Origin of the sequence: Foliimonas ilicis, assembly GCF_039939195.1 — a bacterium.
Lineage (GTDB): Bacteria > Pseudomonadota > Alphaproteobacteria > Rhizobiales > Rhizobiaceae > Foliimonas > Foliimonas ilicis.
This window is the reverse complement of record NZ_JBDUUH010000009.1, coordinates 222,576-242,326: the sequence shown is the minus strand read 5'-3', so window position 1 is coordinate 242,326 and position 19,751 is coordinate 222,576. Positions and strand designations below refer to the sequence as shown.

The following is a 19,751-nucleotide window of genomic DNA, read 5'->3' as shown; positions in this document are numbered from 1 at the left end:
GACGCAGGATCATTTCTTCTTTTTCAGCCGCTCAAGAATCGCGTTGAGCGATGGCTTCTTCTTCAGCTTGATTTCGCTTCGCCCGGTGAGGACATGGGCGATCTCGCTGACGATCTGAACCGTGGGATGCTTTGCGTCCATTTCACCGAGCATCCGGCCATTATTCGCCGCATTTCCGAAAAGCTGCGCGTCGAACGGGATGACGGCCATTGGCGTCAGGCCAATCGGCTCGGCAAAATCATCCGCCGAAATTTCGGGCCGTTTGGGAATGCCGACCTGATTGATGATGAGCTTTGGCGGAGTGTCGTTCGGGCGCAGCTTTTTCAACATGTCCACGAGGTTTTTCGTGTTGCGAAGATTGGCCAGTTCCGGCGTCGCCGTAATGACGACTTCGTCGGCCTTGAGCAGCGTGTTCTTGCTCCAGCCCGACCAGATATGCGGCACATCCAGTACGATCACCGGTGCGCTGCGCTGGGCGGTGTCGATGATTTGCGTGAAAGCGTCGGCGGCAAAATCATAGACGCGGTCGAGCGTCGAAGGCGCTGCGAGCAGCGAGAGCCGTTCGGCGCATTGCGCCAGAAGCCGGTCGAGATAGACTTCATCGATGCGCTCCGGCGAAAATACCGCCTCGGCGATACCCTGCGCAGGGTCCTGATCGAAATTGATATTGGCGGTGCCGAAAGCGAGATCGAGATCGGCAACAATCACCTCCGAACTGAACAGCGTGGACATGCTCCAGGCGAGGTTGTGCGCCATGGTCGACGAACCAACGCCGCCCTTTGCTCCTATGAAAGCAATCGAACGCCCGATCGGCTCCGCGTCAGGATCGATGAAGATCGACGAGATGACGCTGATGATATCGACCATCGCAATCGGCGCGACGATGTATTCGGATATGCCGGAGCGGATGAGTTCGCGATAAAGGCCGATGTCGTTGTAATGGCCGACAATGACGACCTTGGAAGTCGGGTCGCAATATTCAGCGAGCTGCTTCAGCGACTCCAGCAATTGCCGCGGTTCGCTGCGCGATTCCACGATGATAAGATTTGGCGTCGGTGCGCTCTGATAGAAGTCGATTGCCGTAGCAATCCCGCCCCGGTGCACTTTCAGATGCGCCTTGGCCATACGGCGATCTTCCGCCGCACGCTCGATCGGCCCGGCAATGCCTTCCGTCTCGCAAAACGCCTGTATGGAAATCCGCGGGACGGGACGCAGAGCGTTCATCGCAGCGGCATCCTGCTGCGCGCTGTCATCCGTCTCTGTCGGCTGATATGCAAAATTGCTCATTTTAGCCCGCCCTCAATTCGCGGCAGCATCAATAGTTGACTTCGGAATTGCCGAGGAACTCGTCCGAAATCCCCCGCTCGCGATAGACATCGATCACTTCGGAGCGGTTCGTGGCGTCGATTTCGCTCGTCTTGCGCGGTCCGAGCAAATCCGCCGGATTGGCGATCTGTGCAGCCATGTTGTTCTGATAGGAGCAGCCGAAATTGGCGTAGTGCTTGTTGTCGGTCGTATCGGCAATGTCGGAAGGCCAGCGGCCGCAAGGGCCGGTCTGAGCTTTCATTGCCGTGTAGACGACGCGGATCGGCGCGGCAGTTGCATCGGCCGGCGCCTGATACTGCGTCATAACAACACGTTCGCGCGGGACACCGCTTTTCGCGGCAAGTGCTGCGAAGTCGCGCGCTGCATGGGAAGCGGCCACATCGTTTGCCGCACCGGATGGCGACATGATGCTGACAACCGGTGCGGCGCTTCTGTCATATTCTGAGAAAAAACCCTGCAAGGCAGTGCGCTGCATGCGCGTCATACCTCTGTCGCTTGCGGCGACCGGCAGATCCAGAACCTGATCCTTCTCGGCAATCACGATCGGATGGTTGGTGCGATAGTCATCCGGTATCGACCCCACCTGAATGCTGTCGCGGTTCGCGCAGCCGGAAAGGAGTGCGGCGGTAAGCACGGCGACTATTGGTGCCGTTCTGGCGAAAGCAAATCTCGAATGTGTCACGGACATGATCCCCATCGCCCCGCTCATTTGTAGATGTAACCGACAACGCCGTGGTAACGGCCATTCGGCTTGTTGGTCTGCATGGTGCCGTAGACGCGGTTGACGCGACCAAGGAATATGCCCGCGCCGTCGCTGGCCGCGTTGAAATTGTCATCGGGCTTGGCGAGCTGGTTGCGTGCAACGGGTTTGGCCAGATAAGGCGTCACGATGATGACCAGTTCGGTCTCGTTGCGCACGAAGTCGCGGCTGCGGAACAGCGTGCCGAGAACCGGGATTTTGGTCAGCCCTGGCATCCCGTTGACCGCCTGTCGAATATCGTCGCGCACAAGTCCCGCAATCATCATCGATCCGCCGGATGGAAGCTCGACCGTGGTGTCGGCCAAGCGTTTGCGGATGGAGATCGCGTTCATTGCAGGTGTTTTGACGCCGGTAGAAAAGCTGGCTGACCCTTCGGTCGTCGGTTCCGACACGGAAGTTCTTACCTTGAGACTTATCCGGCCCGGAGAAAGTACGACCGGCTGGAATTCCAGACCTATGCCGTACTCGATTTTCTCGACCTTATAGGTAGGATCTGCGTCGCGATTGTCGTCAGAGCGGTTCGCCGAGAACTCGGTGATCAGATTGAACTCTCCGCCAACCTTGAACGTCGCCTTCTCCCCCGAAACCGCCGTCAATGTCGGTTCCGCGAGAGTTTTCATGACTCCCGTTTGCTCCATCGCATTCAGATATGCGTCCAGCGATGAGGTCGATATTGCGGCACCGGAATTTGTTAACTGCTTTCCGAGACCAGCCACATTGTCGCTGATCGCACCCCATGAAATCCCGCTGCCGCTGCCCCCAGCGATCATATTCACGCCGAGCTGCTTCATGACGCTGCGGCTGACTTCGGCCACCGTCACCTTCAGCGTTACCTGATCTTCGCCGACGATCTGCAGCATGTTGACGATGCGGCTCGTGCGGCGCTGATTGTCGGGGTTGTCGATCTGCACGCCGCCGTCCGAGGAACCGCCCGATGCCGTCTGCGAATATTGGCCTGTCGTCGCTTCACCGCCGGTAACGAAAATCTGCGCGAGGTCGGCTGCGCGCTTTGCGTCGAGCGGCGTATCGACGGTGCCGGTCAGCACCACGTTGTCGTTCAAGAGTTCGACCGTAACATCCGAGGTCGGAATGAAGCGCTTGATGTAACCTTCAAGGCCCGCGACATCGCGCTCGACGGCGAGGTCGAGGCTTGCGATCTGCTCGCCATTGGACCCGAAGACGAAAATATTCGTCTCGCCGACAGATTTGCCAAACAGATAGATGCGGCGCGCAGTGCGCGTTACCGCGTCGGCAACCGCCGGGTTTGCTACCAGAATGTCATAAGCATCGCTTGGCAGATCGATGACGATGGATTTGTTGAGGCCGAGCTTCACACGCTGGCTTTTCGTGCCGGAGGTGTGAACCTGCGTCTGGCCTGCCGCATTCGCATCGCGAACACCGTCAAAAGGTCCGCCGGAGAGCGCAATGGCCGATGCCAGCGCAAGTGTGCTCGCCTTTGAGAACATCGGGCGAAGCCGGGCGGCGCAAATATTCATGATTGGCTGCTTCTGCCTCATTTTCTTGCCCCTACTTCGGTCATTTCGCCGGATTTGATCAGCCGAACGGTGCCGCGACGGCCATTGCCGGAGACGAGATAGTCGGCCTCGTCCGTTGCTATTTCCTGCGCATCCGCGACGGAACGCAGCGCCAGCGTCAGCCGGTCCGCCATCTGCTGCGCGACGGTGATGATTTCGGCCTGCTGCGAGGAAAGTTCGAGGGTGGCCGTTTCGCCGACCTTTACCTTGCGGCCTTCCTCGTCTTCCTGGATAGCCTGGTCGATCGCCAGAACCTTGATGTTCTTGAGGATGGTTTCCGTGGTGTAGCCGCTGCCGCCTGCCGAAGCGTCGGTGCGGCGCGTCATGATGACATCGACAAAATCGTTGGGAAGAATGAAGCCGCCTGCAGACGTGTCCGCAGAAATTTGCGTGGCGATTGCGCGCTTGCCCGATGGCAGGATCGAGGACATGAAGCTCATCCCCTCGCCGACCAGTTTCGAACGGCGAAGCGGCTCACCCGAATACATGGCGACACGTGCGAGCGAATTCTTGAGCTGATCAGCCGCGTCGGGATCTGCGGATTTCGTGATGAACCCGGCATTCACGCCATCTGCCGGCCAGGATTCCCAACCGATCTTGCCGTCAAGCGGCGCGCCCATCGGAACATCGCCGGAAAGCACCAGAACCTCGGTGAGATTCATCGCCGGTGCCTGCGGTCCCGGCTCGATCGCCATCTGCTGCGGGGGATTTGCCGATATGTTCTTGGCAACATAACCCGCGCCGCTCGCAGCAGCGACCGCAACGCCCAAGACGATCATACGGGATGCCGCCATAATCCAACCTCGCCCAATGGTATTAACCAAACCCAGTCGGACCATGCGGGCGAAATCGTCAAATTATGGTTAATTCAATCCTTACGAGCATGCTTAATTTTAAGTTTACGAGAAATAACTGCGAAAGCGCAGTAAAAGCCCAGCCGAAAACTTGACTTTAGTTGAGCGCAAGCCGCTCAAGCGCCCAGACCATGAGCGGCGATTCCGGGTAGGCGATCAGGCCACCGATCCCAAGCGCTATGCCATAAGGGATGCCCGCCTTCTCGTCCGCGAAGTTGCGCAGGAACATATTATGGCCGGTAAACACGGCCATCGCGGACTTCCTGTAAATCACGATGCCCAGCGTTATCGCACCGCCTATCAGCGTTGAGATCAGAAGGTAATTCATCAGGCTCATATCGAGGCCGAAAAAGACCGATGTTGCGGCCAGCAGCTTGGCATCGCCGCCGCCCATCGCGCCAAGTGCGAACAGGCCAAATGTGACGCTCAGAACCAGCATGCCCGCAGCAAGATGCAGGCCGTAGACCGACCATTCCATTCCCGTCAGCGGTGCTACGACTGCGAAAGTAGCGACCAGAACCAGCGAGACGCGATTGGCGATAGTCATGGACAGCATGTCGGAAACGGCTGCAAAAACCATGCAGAACGGAAATACGACGAATATTAGCGCTTCAATCATTGCATCGCACCGATAAGAAATTCTTCGATGCCAAATATAAAGCGCTGCAATTAAGGATTGGTGAGTCCGCTGCGTCGATTTTTGACTTGCGCGCTTATGCTTAACCGTTGGTTCACCAATATCGTTCATTTTTCAGGCAACAATTAACTCGTCTGGAGCGGCGCAATGGTCAAGCTGAATTCCTTCCTGCGCGTTGCCGGTGCGACTGCCGCGCTGTTGGGCGCCTTCATCATCATGAGCCCGGCACAGGCGGGGTCCGGCATCGATGTGGTGATGAACCAGGCAAAGATCATAAAACTGACCCGCCCGGCCGATACGATCGTGGTGGGAAATCCCTTGATCGCGGACGCCGCGGTTCAGGATGCCACGACTATCGTTTTGACCGGCAAGGGATTTGGCATCACCAATCTCGTCGTTCTCGACCGCGATGGCGCGCCGATCATCGACGAACAGATAATCGTCAACAGACAGGATGCTTCGTCCGTGCGTATATATAGACGCGCCGCGATCCAGACCCTGTCCTGCACGCCATTCTGCGAAAGCTCCTACAAGAACGAAGCGGAGCGCGTGTCCGACAGCGAGATGGGCAACCAGTAATTCTTACCACGCGGTAAATATACGTCCGGCAATTGTCTGGATCGCTCACACGATAATTCAATTTGTATCGGCTACCGTCTCCTGAGAATTGCATCAGGATCGACAGGTAGCCGTATGAGCGCTGAGCCCAAGGCTGAACGCAGAAGCACAGATAAAAGGTTCGGCCTTTTCAGCAGGTTTCGCCGGAATGACGCCGGAGCAACCGCTATTGAGTTCGGAATGCTCGCGCTTCCCTTCTCGTTGCTCATCTTCGCCGTGTTTGAAAGCTGCATCTCGTTTGCGGGGCAGCAGGTTCTGTCAAACATCACGGACGACATCGCCCGCCAGTTGCGTACCGGCGAAATCAAAGCGGCCGACACCAGTGAAGGCCAGATGAGATCGATGATCTGCAAACGTCTGGAGATCATCGTTGCAAAAGACTGCCCCGGCCTATCCATAGATTTGCGGCAGTACGACACTTTCGCGGAAGCAGCCAAAGTCCGTGTGAAGATCACCGGCAAAGTGCTCGATGAGAGCGAGTTCGGCTTCGATCCCGGCCTCGCCGGCACGAAAAACATGCTGCGGATTTTCTACAAATGGCCGGTCATGACCGACATGCTCAGGAAATCCATGGCCAATCTCGACGATGGCAAGACGCTGATCTTCACGACGACGACCTGGCAAAACGAGCCATTCGACGACACATCCAATCTGTCGCAATAAATGTCATATCAGGGAGCAACAATGTCTTATTGTGCGGGGGCACTATCAAGACTTCAGACGAGGCTTCGGCGGTTCGCAACCGATCGAAAAGGCGTGGCGGCAGTCGAATTCGCGCTGATCGTGCCGCTTCTGCTTTGCATGTACTTCGTTACCGTCGAAGTCGGACAAGGCATCGAGACCAACAAGAAGGTCGGCCGTGTCGGCAGCATGGTGGCCGATCTGGTCGCGCAGCAAACCGACATGTCCAAGGACGAACTGATCGCGATCATGAAGATCGGCCAGTCCATCGTTCAGCCCTATAATCGCGGCGAGCCGAAGATCGTCGTCACCGCCATCCAGATGACGAACGATGCGTCTCCGCGTGTGAATGTGCTGTGGTGGGGCAAACTCGAAAACGGCGCATATACGGGCGACGTCCCTGCCAATGAGACAACGACGGTTCCGGCGGCGCTTGTCAGCCAGGGTGCCTTTCTCATCCGGGTGGAAGCATTTCTCGAATACAAACCGATCATCGCATGGGCTGCGGAGAACAACGCATCGTTGGGTCTGGCTGCCGCCTTCGACAATATTTCAATGAAAGAGACGTTCCATCTGCGTCCGAGACGCACCAGCCTGATGACCTGCGCGACCTGCAAATCTTCCTAGGCTGTCAGCATTTCATAGCCAGCAAATTGCCAAGCGCCTGCTTGGCCATTATCTGTGAGGTCCGACCGGTAACATTGGACCCTTCATGGCGCGCGCATTTCTACTGGTGCTAGATTCTTTCGGCATAGGCCACGCCGCAGACGCCGATCGGTTCGGCGATGAAGGTGCAAACACCTATGGCCATATAGGACAGGCGGCAGCCAAAGGCAGCGCGGATCGCGAGGGCCTGCGCAACGGCCCGCTTCAGCTTCCCAACATGATCTCGCTGGGTCTGGACCGATCCGCAAACATTGCTGCGGGTGAAGGCTACGGAACCGCGTCCCTCCTGCCTTCCAGTTTTTACGGCGCGGCGCAGGAAGTCTCGAGGGGCAAGGACACGCCTTCGGGGCATTGGGAAATCGCTTCCCTGCCTGTTCCGTTCGAATGGGGCTATTTCCGCCAGGAAATCCCGGCTTTTCCTGAAGAATTGACCGACAAAATCATAAAGGGAGCAAAGCTTCCGGGCATTCTCGGCAATTGCCATGCGTCAGGCACGGACATTATCGAGCGCTTTGGCGAAGAGCATGTCCGTTCTGGACAACCCATACTCTATACGTCCGCGGATTCCGTTCTGCAGATCGCAGCACATGAGCAGCATTTCGGGCTGGAAGCGCTTTACGAACTGTGCGGCATTGTCCGCAAACTGGTCGATCCTATGAATATCGGGCGCGTTATCGCGCGGCCCTTCATCGGTGAAACGCCCGAGGATTTCGAGCGAACGTCAAACCGTCGCGACTACGCGGTGCCGCCGCCGGAGCCGACATTGCTGGACCGGCTAACGGCTGAAGGCAGACAGGTAATCGGCGTCGGCAAGATCGGCGATATTTTCGCGCATCGCGGCGTGACCGAGGTTCGCAAGGCGGCGGGCAACATGGCCCTGTTCGATGCCACGCTGAAAGCCATGGACGATGCAGGAGACGGCGATCTGGTCTTCGCAAATTTCGTCGATTTCGACATGCTCTTCGGCCATCGGCGCGACGTTCCCGGTTATGCGCACTCGCTCGAATCCTTCGACGAAAGGCTGCCGGAGATCATAGCGCGCCTGCGTGACGGCGATCTGCTTCTGCTCACCGCCGATCACGGATGCGACCCGACATGGCGCGGCACGGACCACACGCGCGAGCGCGTGCCGATCATCGGCCTGATTGCCGGGAAGGCTGGCGGCGGCATCGGTCTGCGTCCAGGCTTTGCCGATATGGGCGAAACTATCGCCGAGCATCTGGGCATAGCCAAAGGCCGATACGGCACATCATTCCTCTCGTCGATTGCAGCCAATGCCTGAACTGCCCGAAGTCGAAACCGTTCGCCGTGGCCTTCTGCCCGTACTGGAAGACGCGCAAATCATTAAGGTCGAAACGCGCAGGCCGAACCTGCGCTATCCGTTTCCGGAGAATTTTGCCGGAAGGCTGACCGGGCACCGCATCATCTCCTTGTCGCGCCGCGCAAAATATCTGCTGGCCGATATAGAGGATGGGCCGCTGCTCATCTGTCATCTGGGAATGTCGGGAGCGTTTCGGATAGAATCGGACGGCGACCCCATCGGTCAGGATGCGCTTTACCATCCACGCTCCAAGGCGGCCGCGCACGACCACGTTGTTTTTACCGTGCTTTCAACCGGGAATCAGGAATTTCGCGTCATTTTCAACGATCCTAGGCGGTTCGGCTTCATGCTTTTCGCCGAAAGGGACCGCGAGCACCCCATGCTTCAAGGATTGGGGGTCGAACCGACGGGCAATTCGCTGGACGGAGCGCTGCTGGACGATCTGTTCCGTAACCGCAAAGCGCCATTGAAGGCCGCCCTACTCGACCAGCGCATGATTGCGGGGCTGGGCAATATATATGTGTCCGAGGCGCTCTGGCGCGCGGGGCTCTCGCCACGACGAATGGCCGGCACGATCGCTGCCGAGCCGGGAAAGACCAGCGCACGCACGGTGAAGCTTGCAGAAGCGATCCGGTCCGTCATTGCCGATGCAATCGCGGCGGGCGGCTCGTCTCTTCGAGATTATGTGCATACGGATGGATCGCTGGGCTATTTCCAGCATTCCTTTTCGGTCTACGATCGCGAAGGCAAGCCCTGTTCGAAACCGGGCTGCGACGGGCACATCAAGCGTATCGTTCAGAGCGGGCGCTCCACCTTCTACTGTTCGGTCTGCCAGCGTTAGGCGGACCGCAATCCATACCGGAGGAATTTCGATCGATGGCTTACGAAACAATCATCGCTGAAACACGCGGCAAGGTCGGTTTCATCACGCTCAATCGCCCGAGCGCATTGAACGCTCTCAACTCGACCGTGCTCAAGGAACTGGTCGCCGCACTTCAGGAGTTCGACGCCAGCCCCCGAATCGGCTGCATGGTGATCACCGGATCCGAAAAGGCCTTCGCTGCTGGCGCCGATATCAAGGAGATGCAGGATAAGAGCTATATCGACGTCTACATGGAAGATTTCTTCGCCGGATGGGAAGGCCTGACGCGGGTGCGCAAGCCGATCATCGCGGCAGTCTCCGGCTATGCGCTGGGCGGCGGATGCGAACTCGCCATGATGTGCGACTTCATCATTGCCGGTGAAAACGCCAAGTTCGGCCAGCCCGAAATCACACTCGGCGTCATACCCGGCATGGGCGGCTCCCAGCGCCTGACGCGCTTCGTGGGCAAGTCCAAGGCAATGGATATGTGCCTGACCGGCCGCATGATGGATGCTGCGGAAGCAGAGCGTTCCGGCCTTGTTTCACGCGTGGTCGCGACAGGCGATGTCATCGAGGAAGCGCTGAAAGCGGCTGCAAAGATCGCGGATTTCTCGCTTCCCGCCGTCATGATGACCAAGGAGGTGGTCAACCGCTCCTATGAGACGACGCTTTCGGAAGGACTGCGCTTCGAACGGCGCGTCTTCCACTCGCTTTTCGCGCTCGACGACCAGAAGGAAGGCATGGCAGCGTTTGCGGAGAAACGCACCGCCAGCTTCAAGAACCGCTAAGAGACCGCTTGGAAACTCTACCCTGCCGGCCATCTGACGCAGTTTTCTGCGCTTCCGGTGCTCACGTACTTTATGTACGCTCCGCTCCGGTTCTCGAAAACCACGCCATATGACTCGGCAGGGCAAATTATCAAACAGTCTCTAAAGGTGTGACAAGCCGGTGAAGCTGCTGAAAGTGCGTTGACTGACCGGGAAAGCTGAATTATAAGCCCCGACAACTGAGGTGGCCTTGCGGCTGCCCATTTGTTTTTTGCGCGCCAGGTATAACTGGTAGCGTATCACCTAGAGACAGAGGCACCATGGCCAATACTTCTTCAGCCAAGAAGGCTACGCGCAAGATCGCCCGTCGCGCTGCGATCAACAAAAACCGTCGCTCGCGCGTTCGTACATTTGTCCGTCAGCTTGAAGAGGCGCTGGTCGCCGGCGACAAGACTGCAGCGGAAGCTGCGTTCAAGGCGGCTCAGCCTGAACTGATGCGCGCTGCAAGCAAGGGCGTTGTTCACAAGAACACTGCGTCGCGCAAGGTTTCGCGACTCGCACAGCGCCTCAAGGCGATCTCTGCCTGATCGACTGACTTCCTATCTGATTTTATAACGAATTGCCCGGCGCTGCGCGTCGGGTTTTTCGTTTGCCTGACAATGAGTTGAGCGCAAGCCCGACCAGCAACCGCTGCTGAAAAAAATAGCAGCGGTTTTGCTTTGCCGGCACATGCGCATTTCCTGATATAGACCCGTCTTTTAGAGACTAATACTCAGGATTCGCCTTGGCAGAAATTATTCATTAATATCATGCACTTACAGATGGTCATCCACAGCTTGTTCATAGCGGCTGGGGACTGGCCCGGGCAATTAGCTGTCAAGGGAATTATTTAAAAAAAGAATCCTGATGCTGGACTCTTTTAGGCGCACAGGGAAAAGGTTTTGAATCAAAACGGTTTAGTGGATTTCAAGCCCAAAAGACGGTGTCAAAACGGGAAGTTCAGTAACCAGATTCGTTAAAAATGAGTTAGACGTGCACTTGCCCTGTCCACAGCCAATTTTGTAAAGTCCAGTTGTTGAGAGGGACGGGCCTTCGGCCTTTAACCCAGCCTGAAAATTGATGGATTTCTAAACGCGGACCCTGTCCGTGAACGGGCTTGGTTTGTCTTCTCGATGCGTAAGTTGGAAGTGGGGTAAGCAACATCGCGAGCAAAAGTGTACTTCGGTGGCGGCACCGAAGACAGGTTTCTTTTGCCCTTTTTTGTGCGTTGGACGGAGAAAGGAAAACATGTCCCGATCCGGGACATTGATAATCGGCACGGGGACATCGGGATTGGGACTGCCTGATTGTCGTTTTGAATGATGCGGGGCCTGCGGCGTCTAAAAAGCTTCGCGGCATCTATTTTTGAGTTTGAACGAGGAATATTGCGAGAATGCAAAGCGGCATCGATGGAAACGCCAGAAATGGTGTTCTTTTTTCAGAAAATTCGATCGAGAGGGATGGCATGATAGTAACTGCCGGAGCTGAGTCCGCATTCGAACGCGTGAAGGCACAGCTCAAGGCCAGACTTGGTAGCGAAGTCTACTCAAGCTGGTTCGGCCGTATGAAGCTTACCGAAGCTTCGCGGGGCGTGGTCCGCATTTCCGTTCCCACGGCCTTCCTGCGTTCCTGGATCAACGGCCACTATCTCGACCTCATTGCCGAGTTGTGGAAGCAGGAAGACGCCGAGATCCTCAAGGTGGACATCATCGTTCGGACAGCGACGCGCAACATGCGCCCTCCGATCGAAGTCGAGCAGCTTTCTGCCCGCAAGCCGGTGAAGCCCGCTGTAGCGGCTCTGGGAGCCGGCATCATGAATACGGCACGCCCGGAACGCTCGTCGCGCAACGATACCGCCGACAGCGACTTCAAGCAGAGCGTTCTCGGCTCGCCGCTGGATGCGCGCTACACATTCGATTCCTTCCTTGAAGGCCCATCGAACCGTGTGGCGCTGGCCGCATCGCGCGCTGTGGCGGAATCGAATTCCCGCTTCAACCCGCTTTTCCTTCATGCAACGGTCGGCCTGGGCAAAACCCACCTCCTCCAGGCAATTGCTGCGGAATCGCTCAAGAACAACCCGAAATCCCGCGTCGTCTATCTGACGGCCGAGTATTTCATGTGGCGTTTCGCCACCGCCATTCGCGACAACAATGCCCTGACGCTGAAAGAGCAATTGCGCGACATCGACCTCCTGATCATCGACGACATGCAGTTCCTGCAGGGCAAGTCGATCCAGCATGAGTTCTGCCACCTGATCAACATGCTGCTGGACAGCGCAAAGCAGGTCGTCGTTGCAGCAGACCGTCCGCCATCCGAACTGGAATCGCTCGAGCCGCGCGTTCGTTCGCGTCTCAATGGCGGCGTGGCGCTGGAAATGTCGACGCCGGATTACGGCATGCGGCTCGGCATGCTCAAGCTGCGGCTCGCCACTGCGCAGGTTGAAGATTCCACCCTCGACTTCTCCGAGGAAGTTCTCAGCCACATCGCACAGACCATAACGGGCAGCGGCCGCGAGCTGGAAGGCGCGTTCAACCAGCTTCTGTTCCGCAAATCCTTCGAGCCGCAGATCACAGTTGATCGCATCGACGAGATTCTCGGCCATATCTACCGCTCCGGCGAGCCAAAGCGGGTGCGCATCGAAGACATTCAGCGCATCGTCGCCCGCCACTACAATGTGTCGAAGACGGAACTCCTTTCGAACCGGCGCACGCGAACCATCGTCAAGCCGCGTCAGGTGGCCATGTATCTCTCCAAGGTCATGACGCCGCGCTCGCTGCCGGAAATCGGACGGCGCTTCGGCGGTCGCGATCACACGACAGTCCTGCATGCGGTTCGCAAGATCGAAGACCTGTCCGGCGGCGACAATTCGCTGGCACAGGAGCTGGAATTGCTGCGCCGCCTGATCAACGATCAGGCTTGAAGAACGCACGGCGATCTGACGGGAAAACCGGGTACGCGGGGCAAACAGCCCTGCGCGCCCGTTTATCCCCAGAAACCCACAGTTACGGCACGCAAGCGCGCTCGCGGGCTTGCGTTTGGCGTCGTTTTCCTGTCAGTTTGCTTCGATTCCTACCTTGATGGGCGTTCGCGGTAGTTGATCGCGAAAGCCCGCTTTCATGTAAGTGAGCCTGTTTCGTCATGCGTGTTATTCTGGAACGGTCAAACCTTCTGAAGTCCCTCAACCACGTTCACCGCGTGGTCGAACGGCGCAACACCATTCCGATCCTTTCGAACGTTCTTCTGAATGCCGAAGGCAACAGCCTGGAGCTGAAGGCGACCGACCTCGATCTCGAAATCACCGAGGCAACACCGGCGAAGGTCGAACAGGGCGGCGCAACGACTGTTCCCGCGCATCTTCTCTACGACATCGTGCGCAAATTGCCCGATGGCTCGGAAGTGATGTTGAAGACCGACGAAGATGGCAATGCCATGTCAGTCGTCTCAGGGCGTTCGAGCTTCCGTCTGCAGTGCCTGCCGCAGTCCGATTTCCCGGAACTTACCGCTGGCTCTTTCTCACATATTTTCCGTCTGGAATCGGCAGCCCTGAAGGGCCTGATCGAAAAGACGCAGTTCGCGATCTCCACCGAAGAGACACGCTATTATCTGAACGGTATTTTCCTTCACACACATGAAGTTGCCGGCAAGCTGAAGCTGCGTTCGGTCGCGACCGACGGGCACCGCCTCGCGCGCGCCGAGATGGACGCGCCAGCAGGCTCGGAAGGCATGCCCGGCATCATCATTCCGCGCAAGACGGTCAGCGAGCTGCAGAAGCTTGTCGATGACCCGGATGTCGCAGTCACGACCGAGCTGTCGGACACGAAAATCCGTCTGACGATCGGCAATGTCATTCTGACCTCGAAGCTGATCGACGGGACGTTCCCGGATTATCAGCGCGTCATCCCGACCGGCAATGACAAGCAGTTGATCATCGACCGCGAAACATTCGCCAGGGCTGTGGATCGCGTTTCGACGATTTCTTCCGAGCGCGGACGCGCGGTAAAGCTGACGATCGCTGAAGGCCAGGTTACGCTTACCGTCAACAATCCCGATTCCGGCAGCGCCACCGAAGAACTCGCGGCGGATTACCAGTCCGACCCGATCGAGATCGGCTTCAACGCGAAGTATCTTCTCGATGTCGCCGCACAGCTTTCCGGCAAAGAAGCCAAGTTCATGCTTGCCGATGCAGGTTCCCCAACGCTCATTCACGATACGGCAGACGAACACGCGCTTTACGTGCTCATGCCAATGCGCGTTTAGTCCATTTCAGGACGTGACCGACAACGAAACGAGCGGGTCCGGTAATAACCCCGCTCCCACTTACATCAGTAAGCTTCAGCTTACTGATTTTCGGAATTACGAATCCCTTTCGCTGGATATTCAGCCAGGCGCAGTCGTGTTCACCGGCGACAATGGCGCAGGCAAAACCAACCTCCTTGAAGCCATATCTTTCCTGACGCCCGGTCGCGGGTTTCGGCGAGCGCCCTATTCGGACGTCTCCCGCGGTGCCAGCACCGGCGGTTTTGCGGTGCACGCAACCGTGGAAGGCGCGCTCGGAACCTGTGAGCTTGGAACCGGGACTTTCAGTTCCGATGCCGCCAATCCCGAGGCAGGGCGCCGTGTGCGCATCAATGGTGCAACAGCAAAATCCGCCGATGATCTGCTCGAATGGCTGCGCATCGTGTGGCTGACGCCCGCGATGGATACGCTTTTTACAGGTTCGGCATCGGACAGGCGCCGTTTTCTGGATCGGCTGGTTCTCGCCATTGACCCCCAGCATGGCCAGCGTGCGCTAAATTATGAAAAGGCAATGCGTGGCCGGAACCGGCTTCTTGCCGATAATGTGCGCGACCGTGTCTGGTTTGAGGCAATCGAGACGCAAATGGCCGAAACCGGCGTCGCGATTGCTGCTGCGCGTGCTGAAATGGTTCGGCTTCTGGCAAAAATGATCGAAAGATTGCCCGATACCGGCCCCTTTCCGCAGGCCGAGATCAGCCTTTCCGGCACGCTCGAAAACCGTATCGGACAGGCGGCGGCGGTCGATATCGAGGAAGAATTTCTCAAAGCGCTGTCTGACGGGCGCGACCGCGACCGTGCTGCGGGCCGCACGCTCGAAGGCCCACATCGCTCCGACCTCATCGTGCATCACCGCCCAAAATCCATGCCCGCCGAACTCTGCTCGACGGGCGAGCAAAAAGCGCTGCTGGTCGGTATGGTGCTTTCGCATGCACGGCTTTGCGGCGAGATGTCCGGTCTGGTACCGATCTTACTGCTCGACGAAATCGCCGCTCATCTGGATGCGGGCCGTCGCGCAGCCTTGTTCAACATTCTCGATGAACTGGGCTGCCAGGCATTCATGACCGGCACGGAAGCAGCGCTTTTCTCCAGTATTGCAGGCCGCGCGCAATTTCTCACTGTCGATCACGGCACAGTCCGGCCAACAGAGCCTTCCTGACAAAGCAAAAGTGCCGCGCTAAGGTGCGATAATGAATAACGCCCCTCCCCTGACATCTGACGAGCTTGAGCGCTATGCGCGCCACATCGTATTGCCTGAAATCGGCGGCGCGGGTCAGCAGAAGCTCAAGCGCGCGCGGGTGCTGGTCATTGGAGCAGGCGGACTGGGCGCGCCGGTGCTGCAATATCTCGCGGCCGCCGGGGTCGGAACTCTTGGCATCGTCGATGACGATGTCGTCTCGCTTTCCAATCTGCAACGGCAGATCATTCATGGAACGGCATCTGTCGGACGCTTGAAGACCGAAAGCGCAAAGGAAAACATCCAGGGCATCAATTCGAATGTAAGCGTTAACTTACATGACATGCGACTAAACACAGAAAATGCTGCGGATGTTGTTGCGCAATATGACCTCGTCGTCGACGGCTCCGACAATTTCGAAACGCGCTATGCGCTTGCCGATGCGTGCGAAGAGCAGAAGCGCCCGCTTGTTCATGCAGCGGTCGGGCGCTTTGACGGTTCGCTCACCGTGTTGAAGCCATATGAAAAGCAGAATCCCGGCTACCGCGACCTGTTCCCGCAAGCCCCGCCAGCCGGACTCGTTCCTTCCTGCGCAGAAGCGGGCGTCATCGGCGCGCTGACCGGCGTGATGGGCACCTTGCAGGCAATGGAAGCGATAAAGCTCATCACCGGCATTGGTGAGCCTTTGGTCGGTCGCCTCCTGCTTTACGATGGCTTGGCAGCACGGTTCGAAACCGTGCGCTACGCGCGAAAAACCCCGAAATGACACTCCTTACGGATGAAGAGCGCGCAATCACGGCAGGAACAGACGGCGCGGCCATGGCTATGCGCATCGTCGGCGAAAGCGCCCGGCTTTTGGGCGCGCCGCATCTGATCCCGATTAAATCCGCCCATATCGACGGGGCGCTCTACCACGGCGATTCCGGCACGCTTTTCGCCGAAAAGCTGGTCGAAGGCGGCGCGAAGGTCGCGGTCCGCGCGACGCTCAATGTCGGCGCGCTCGATCTGACCGGCTGCTCCAAAACCCGTCTCGCGCCTGCGGAACGGGAAATGGCACGCCGCATGATGCAGGCCTATCGCGCGCTTGGCTGCGAGCCAAGCTGGACCTGCGCGCCCTATCAAGCCGGTCACAGGCCGGAGTTCGGCTCGGATGTTGCCTGGGGCGAATCCAACGCGGTCGTTTTCTGCAATTCAGTTCTTGGTGCACGGACCAATCGATATGGCGATTTTCTGGACATTGCCTGCGCGATTTCTGGAAAAGCGCCTGCCTTCGGGCTGCATTTATCGGAAAACAGGCGCGCAAAGCTGATTTTTGACGTCAGCATGTTGCCGGATGACTTTCTGAACTCCGAAATCGCCTGGCCGGTCCTAGGCAGCCTTTTCGGCCGCGAAACCGGCACAACGATTGGCGTCGTCACCGGTATTTCGAAACATCCGGGCGAGGATGCGCTGAAGGCATTCGGAGCCGCGGCGGCATCGTCCGGCGCTGTCGGGCTTTTTCACATCGCAGGCGTCACGCCCGAAGCGCCCGACATTGAAACGGCGCTTGGCGGCTTCGAACCCGAAATGACGATCCGCGTCACGCGCGAAATGGCCGCGGACGCGCAGGCGCGGCTTTCGACGGCTTCCGCGACTGACAGGCTCGATGCCGTCGCAATCGGCAGCCCGCATCTTTCACTGGCCGAATTCGAAGCTCTTCAAAGAGCCTTGGCCGGGAGAAAACTGCGCGTACCGATCTACGCATGTACCGGTCGCCACGTTCTGACCCGGCTGGACGAGACAGGCTTACGCAAGGCACTTGAGCAGCTTGGCGTCGTGGTCGTGGCCGATACTTGCGTGGTGGTGACACCGATCATGCCGGAATTGTCCGGCGGCGTCCTGATGACGAATTCGGGAAAATTCGCGCATTATGCGCCGGGAAACACCGGATATGCGGTTCTTTATGCCTCGCTCAGCGACTGCGTGGAAAGCGCGGTCGCAGGCAGACCTATATTCAAGGTGCTTGCCGCATGAAGATGTCGGCATCCATTCTCGTTGAAGGCGAAGGCGGCTTCGGTCCGGCGCTCGTTCTCAGCGCGCCGATCAGTTTCTGGGGCGGCGTCGATCCCAAGACCGGGCACATCAGCGATGTAAGGCATCCCCAACTCGGTGAAAATATCGCCGGAAAAGTGCTTTTCCTGCCCGGAACAATCGGTTCGTCGTCTGCCTCCGCCGTGCTTCTCGAACTCATCCACAGCGGCAACGCGCCCGCGGCAATCGTGCTTCACGAACCGGATGCGATCCTGCTGCTCGGCTTGATCGTGGCCCGCGAAATGGGCTGGCAAACGCCCGTTGCGCTTCAGCTCGACCGCAAAGAATTCGCCTCGCTGACAGGACAGGTCGAAATATCCGCCGCTGGCGAAATCCGAACGCTTTCCTAAAGCATCGGACCGAAAAGTGGGCACCGGTTTTCGGATTATTCCGATGCTCACTTAAAGTGTTAGATGCGGTTCGGCAGGACGCGGTCCGGCGGACGGTGGCCGTCGAAAAAGGTGCGGATGTTGATGATGACCTTCTCGCCCATGTCGATGCGGCCTTCCATCGTCGCCGAACCCATATGGGGCAGAAGGACGACCTTTCCCTTGCCAGCCAGCTTCACCAGCTTGGGATTGACGGATGGCTCATGCTGGAAAACATCCAGCCCCGCACCCGCCAGCTTGTTGTCCTGCAACAGCTTAATCAGTGCGTCCTCGTCGATGATGTCGCCGCGCGCAATGTTCACGATGTAAGCGGATGGCTGCATCAGAGCGAGACGGCGCGCCGAAAGCAGATGGAAGGTCGCGGGCGTCGAGGGGCAGTTCACGGAAATGATGTCCATGCGCGCCAGCATCTGGTCGAGGCTTTCCCAATAGGTCGCCTCCAGCTCATCCTCGACGGCACGCGATACACGGTGGCGGTTGTGATAGTGAATGGACAGGCCGAAAGCCTTCGCGCGCCGCGCCAGCGCAGTGCCGATCCGTCCCATGCCGACGATACCCAGTCGCTTGCCCCAAATGCGCCGGCCAAGCATCCATGTGGGTGACCAGCCGGACCATTTGCCATCCGTCTTCAGCACGTTCGCGCCTTCGGTGAGACGGCGCGGCACAGCAAGAAGCAGCGCCATCGTCATGTCGGCCGTGTCTTCCGTCAGCACATTGGGCGTGTTTGTGACGGTTATGCCCTTCTTTGCGGCTTCGACGACGTCGATATTGTCCACGCCATTGCCGAAATTGGCGATCAGCTTCAGATTTTCGCCAGCCTGCGCGATCAGGGCCGCATCGATCCGGTCGGTAATCGTCGGCACGAGCACATTGGCTTCCTTGACCGCTGCAACCAGTTCGGGCTGCGTCATCGGCAAATCGTCGATGTTGAGGCGCGTGTCGAAAAGCTCGCGCATGCGTGTTTCCACAGGGTCCGGCAATTTGCGGGTGATAACGACGAGAGGCTTTTTCCTGCCGGTCATAATTTCCTCGAATCCGGATCCTGTTGAGACCTCTTTAACCAAGACGCGCGAAAGTAAGAACAGGTCTCGGCATCACCGACTGTGTATCAAGCGCGGTGGGCGAAGACAAAGAAAAAGGGGACGATCGGTCCCTGTCCAATGCAAGGCAAACAGAGGAACGAACGTGTCTGGTTTCGTGTCGCTTCGTCGAACCGTAAGTGTGGTTGTGCTCGGACTGGCTTTCCTGTCGGCTGCGGTCGTCAATGGCGACACTCAGGCAGCCTCAACACAGGATACGATGATGCGCGGTGCAAGCGGCCTGCCCTTGCCGCGCTTTGTCAGCCTCAAATCGGGCCGCGTGAATTCGCGCATCGGTCCCGGCGTCAATTACGCCGTCGACTGGATGTATGTGAAGCCGGGCCTGCCGATGGAAATCATCCAGGAATATGACAATTGGCGCCGCGTTCGCGACGCCGATGGTGCCGAAGGCTGGATCAACCAGTCGCTGCTTTCGGGCCGCCGCACGGCAATCACCGCGCCGTGGCAGCGTGGCAAGGAATCGCAGATTTCACTGCTGGCACGTCCGACCAATGATGCGTCGCCCATTGCGATGATCGAACCCGGCGTCATCGGGACCATACGCGCCTGCAATGGCGACTGGTGCCAGATGAGCTTTGGCGAGCATACGGGCTGGCTCAGGCAGACCCTTGTCTGGGGCGCCTATCCCGGCGAGCAGGTCAAGGACTGATAAGGCC

The 19,751-nt window shown here is 58.1% G+C and carries 20 protein-coding genes; 14 read left to right on the top strand and 6 right to left on the bottom strand.

The window, feature by feature from the left end; all coding sequences use genetic code 11:
• Positions 1-9: 9 nt before the first annotated feature.
• From ABFT80_RS19560 to ABFT80_RS19540, 5 genes are all read right to left on the bottom strand, one after another.
• A complete protein-coding gene (locus ABFT80_RS19560; protein ID WP_347973608.1) occupies positions 10-1,287 on the bottom strand; it encodes an AAA family ATPase in 1,278 nt (425 codons plus the stop codon).
• Between the two features lie 28 nt (positions 1,288-1,315).
• A complete protein-coding gene (locus tag ABFT80_RS19555; RefSeq protein WP_347973607.1) occupies positions 1,316-2,014 on the bottom strand; it encodes a CpaD family pilus assembly protein in 699 nt (232 codons plus the stop codon).
• Positions 2,015-2,031: 17 nt separating this feature from the next.
• The gene (locus tag ABFT80_RS19550) at positions 2,032-3,582 is read right to left on the bottom strand and encodes a type II and III secretion system protein family protein (protein ID WP_455189971.1); all 1,551 of its coding nucleotides are present in this window, start codon (positions 3,580-3,582) and stop codon (positions 2,032-2,034) included.
• Positions 3,583-3,599: 17 nt separating this feature from the next.
• Entirely contained in the window at positions 3,600-4,415 is an 816-nt protein-coding gene (gene cpaB, locus ABFT80_RS19545) for a Flp pilus assembly protein CpaB (protein ID WP_347973605.1), read from the bottom strand.
• Positions 4,416-4,572: 157 nt separating this feature from the next.
• Positions 4,573-5,094 (bottom strand): A24 family peptidase, encoded by a 522-nt coding sequence (locus tag ABFT80_RS19540; protein ID WP_347973604.1) that lies wholly within the window; start codon positions 5,092-5,094, stop codon positions 4,573-4,575.
• A gap of 165 nt (positions 5,095-5,259) precedes the next feature.
• Here ABFT80_RS19540 and ABFT80_RS19535 point away from each other — a divergent pair, with 165 nt between their 5' ends.
• The 13 genes from ABFT80_RS19535 (at position 5,260) to ABFT80_RS19475 (ending at position 17,956) form a co-directional block, all read left to right on the top strand.
• Positions 5,260-5,691 (top strand): pilus assembly protein N-terminal domain-containing protein, encoded by a 432-nt coding sequence (locus ABFT80_RS19535; RefSeq protein ID WP_455189970.1) that lies wholly within the window; start codon positions 5,260-5,262, stop codon positions 5,689-5,691.
• 219 nt (positions 5,692-5,910) lie between these two features.
• Entirely contained in the window at positions 5,911-6,393 is a 483-nt protein-coding gene (locus tag ABFT80_RS19530; protein WP_455189969.1) for a TadE/TadG family type IV pilus assembly protein, read from the top strand.
• A gap of 93 nt (positions 6,394-6,486) precedes the next feature.
• Entirely contained in the window at positions 6,487-7,038 is a 552-nt protein-coding gene (locus ABFT80_RS19525) for a TadE/TadG family type IV pilus assembly protein (RefSeq protein WP_347973602.1), read from the top strand.
• 85 nt (positions 7,039-7,123) lie between these two features.
• Entirely contained in the window at positions 7,124-8,359 is a 1,236-nt protein-coding gene (locus ABFT80_RS19520; protein ID WP_347973601.1) for a phosphopentomutase, read from the top strand.
• On the top strand, positions 8,352-9,239 hold the full coding sequence (mutM, locus tag ABFT80_RS19515) for a bifunctional DNA-formamidopyrimidine glycosylase/DNA-(apurinic or apyrimidinic site) lyase (RefSeq protein ID WP_347973600.1): 888 nt from the start codon (positions 8,352-8,354) through the stop codon (positions 9,237-9,239). The genes ABFT80_RS19520 and mutM overlap by 8 nt, the downstream gene beginning before the upstream one ends.
• 35 nt (positions 9,240-9,274) lie before the next feature.
• Entirely contained in the window at positions 9,275-10,048 is a 774-nt protein-coding gene (locus tag ABFT80_RS19510) for an enoyl-CoA hydratase (protein ID WP_347973599.1), read from the top strand.
• A gap of 299 nt (positions 10,049-10,347) precedes the next feature.
• Positions 10,348-10,614 (top strand): 30S ribosomal protein S20, encoded by a 267-nt coding sequence (gene rpsT / locus ABFT80_RS19505; protein WP_347973598.1) that lies wholly within the window; start codon positions 10,348-10,350, stop codon positions 10,612-10,614.
• 845 nt (positions 10,615-11,459) lie between these two features.
• The gene (dnaA, locus tag ABFT80_RS19500; protein WP_455189968.1) at positions 11,460-12,986 is read left to right on the top strand and encodes a chromosomal replication initiator protein DnaA; all 1,527 of its coding nucleotides are present in this window, start codon (positions 11,460-11,462) and stop codon (positions 12,984-12,986) included.
• A 218-nt stretch (positions 12,987-13,204) separates the two neighbouring features.
• The gene (gene dnaN, locus ABFT80_RS19495) at positions 13,205-14,323 is read left to right on the top strand and encodes a DNA polymerase III subunit beta (protein ID WP_347973596.1); all 1,119 of its coding nucleotides are present in this window, start codon (positions 13,205-13,207) and stop codon (positions 14,321-14,323) included.
• A 13-nt stretch (positions 14,324-14,336) separates the two neighbouring features.
• Positions 14,337-15,518 carry a DNA replication/repair protein RecF gene (recF, locus tag ABFT80_RS19490; protein WP_347973595.1) on the top strand — a complete coding sequence of 394 codons (1,182 nt, stop codon included), beginning with the start codon at positions 14,337-14,339 and terminating at the stop codon, positions 15,516-15,518.
• A gap of 31 nt (positions 15,519-15,549) precedes the next feature.
• Complete coding sequence (locus ABFT80_RS19485; protein WP_347973594.1) at positions 15,550-16,302, top strand: molybdopterin-synthase adenylyltransferase MoeB; 753 nt, start codon at positions 15,550-15,552, stop codon at positions 16,300-16,302.
• Entirely contained in the window at positions 16,299-17,549 is a 1,251-nt protein-coding gene (locus ABFT80_RS19480; RefSeq protein WP_347973593.1) for an aconitase X catalytic domain-containing protein, read from the top strand. Before ABFT80_RS19485 ends, ABFT80_RS19480 begins: the two co-directional genes overlap by 4 nt.
• Positions 17,546-17,956: an aconitase X swivel domain-containing protein gene (locus ABFT80_RS19475; protein ID WP_455189967.1), complete on the top strand. Its 411-nt coding sequence runs from the start codon at positions 17,546-17,548 to the stop codon at positions 17,954-17,956. Before ABFT80_RS19480 ends, ABFT80_RS19475 begins: the two co-directional genes overlap by 4 nt.
• A 59-nt stretch (positions 17,957-18,015) precedes the next feature.
• Here ABFT80_RS19475 and ABFT80_RS19470 read toward each other — a convergent pair whose 3' ends face one another.
• Positions 18,016-19,017, bottom strand: coding sequence for a 2-hydroxyacid dehydrogenase (locus tag ABFT80_RS19470; RefSeq protein ID WP_347973592.1), 1,002 nt, complete (start codon positions 19,015-19,017; stop codon positions 18,016-18,018).
• A 163-nt stretch (positions 19,018-19,180) separates the two neighbouring features.
• On the opposite strand from ABFT80_RS19470, the gene ABFT80_RS19465 reads away from it, so the two are divergent.
• Positions 19,181-19,744 carry an SH3 domain-containing protein gene (locus ABFT80_RS19465; protein ID WP_347973591.1) on the top strand — a complete coding sequence of 188 codons (564 nt, stop codon included), beginning with the start codon at positions 19,181-19,183 and terminating at the stop codon, positions 19,742-19,744.
• Positions 19,745-19,751 lie beyond the last annotated feature (7 nt).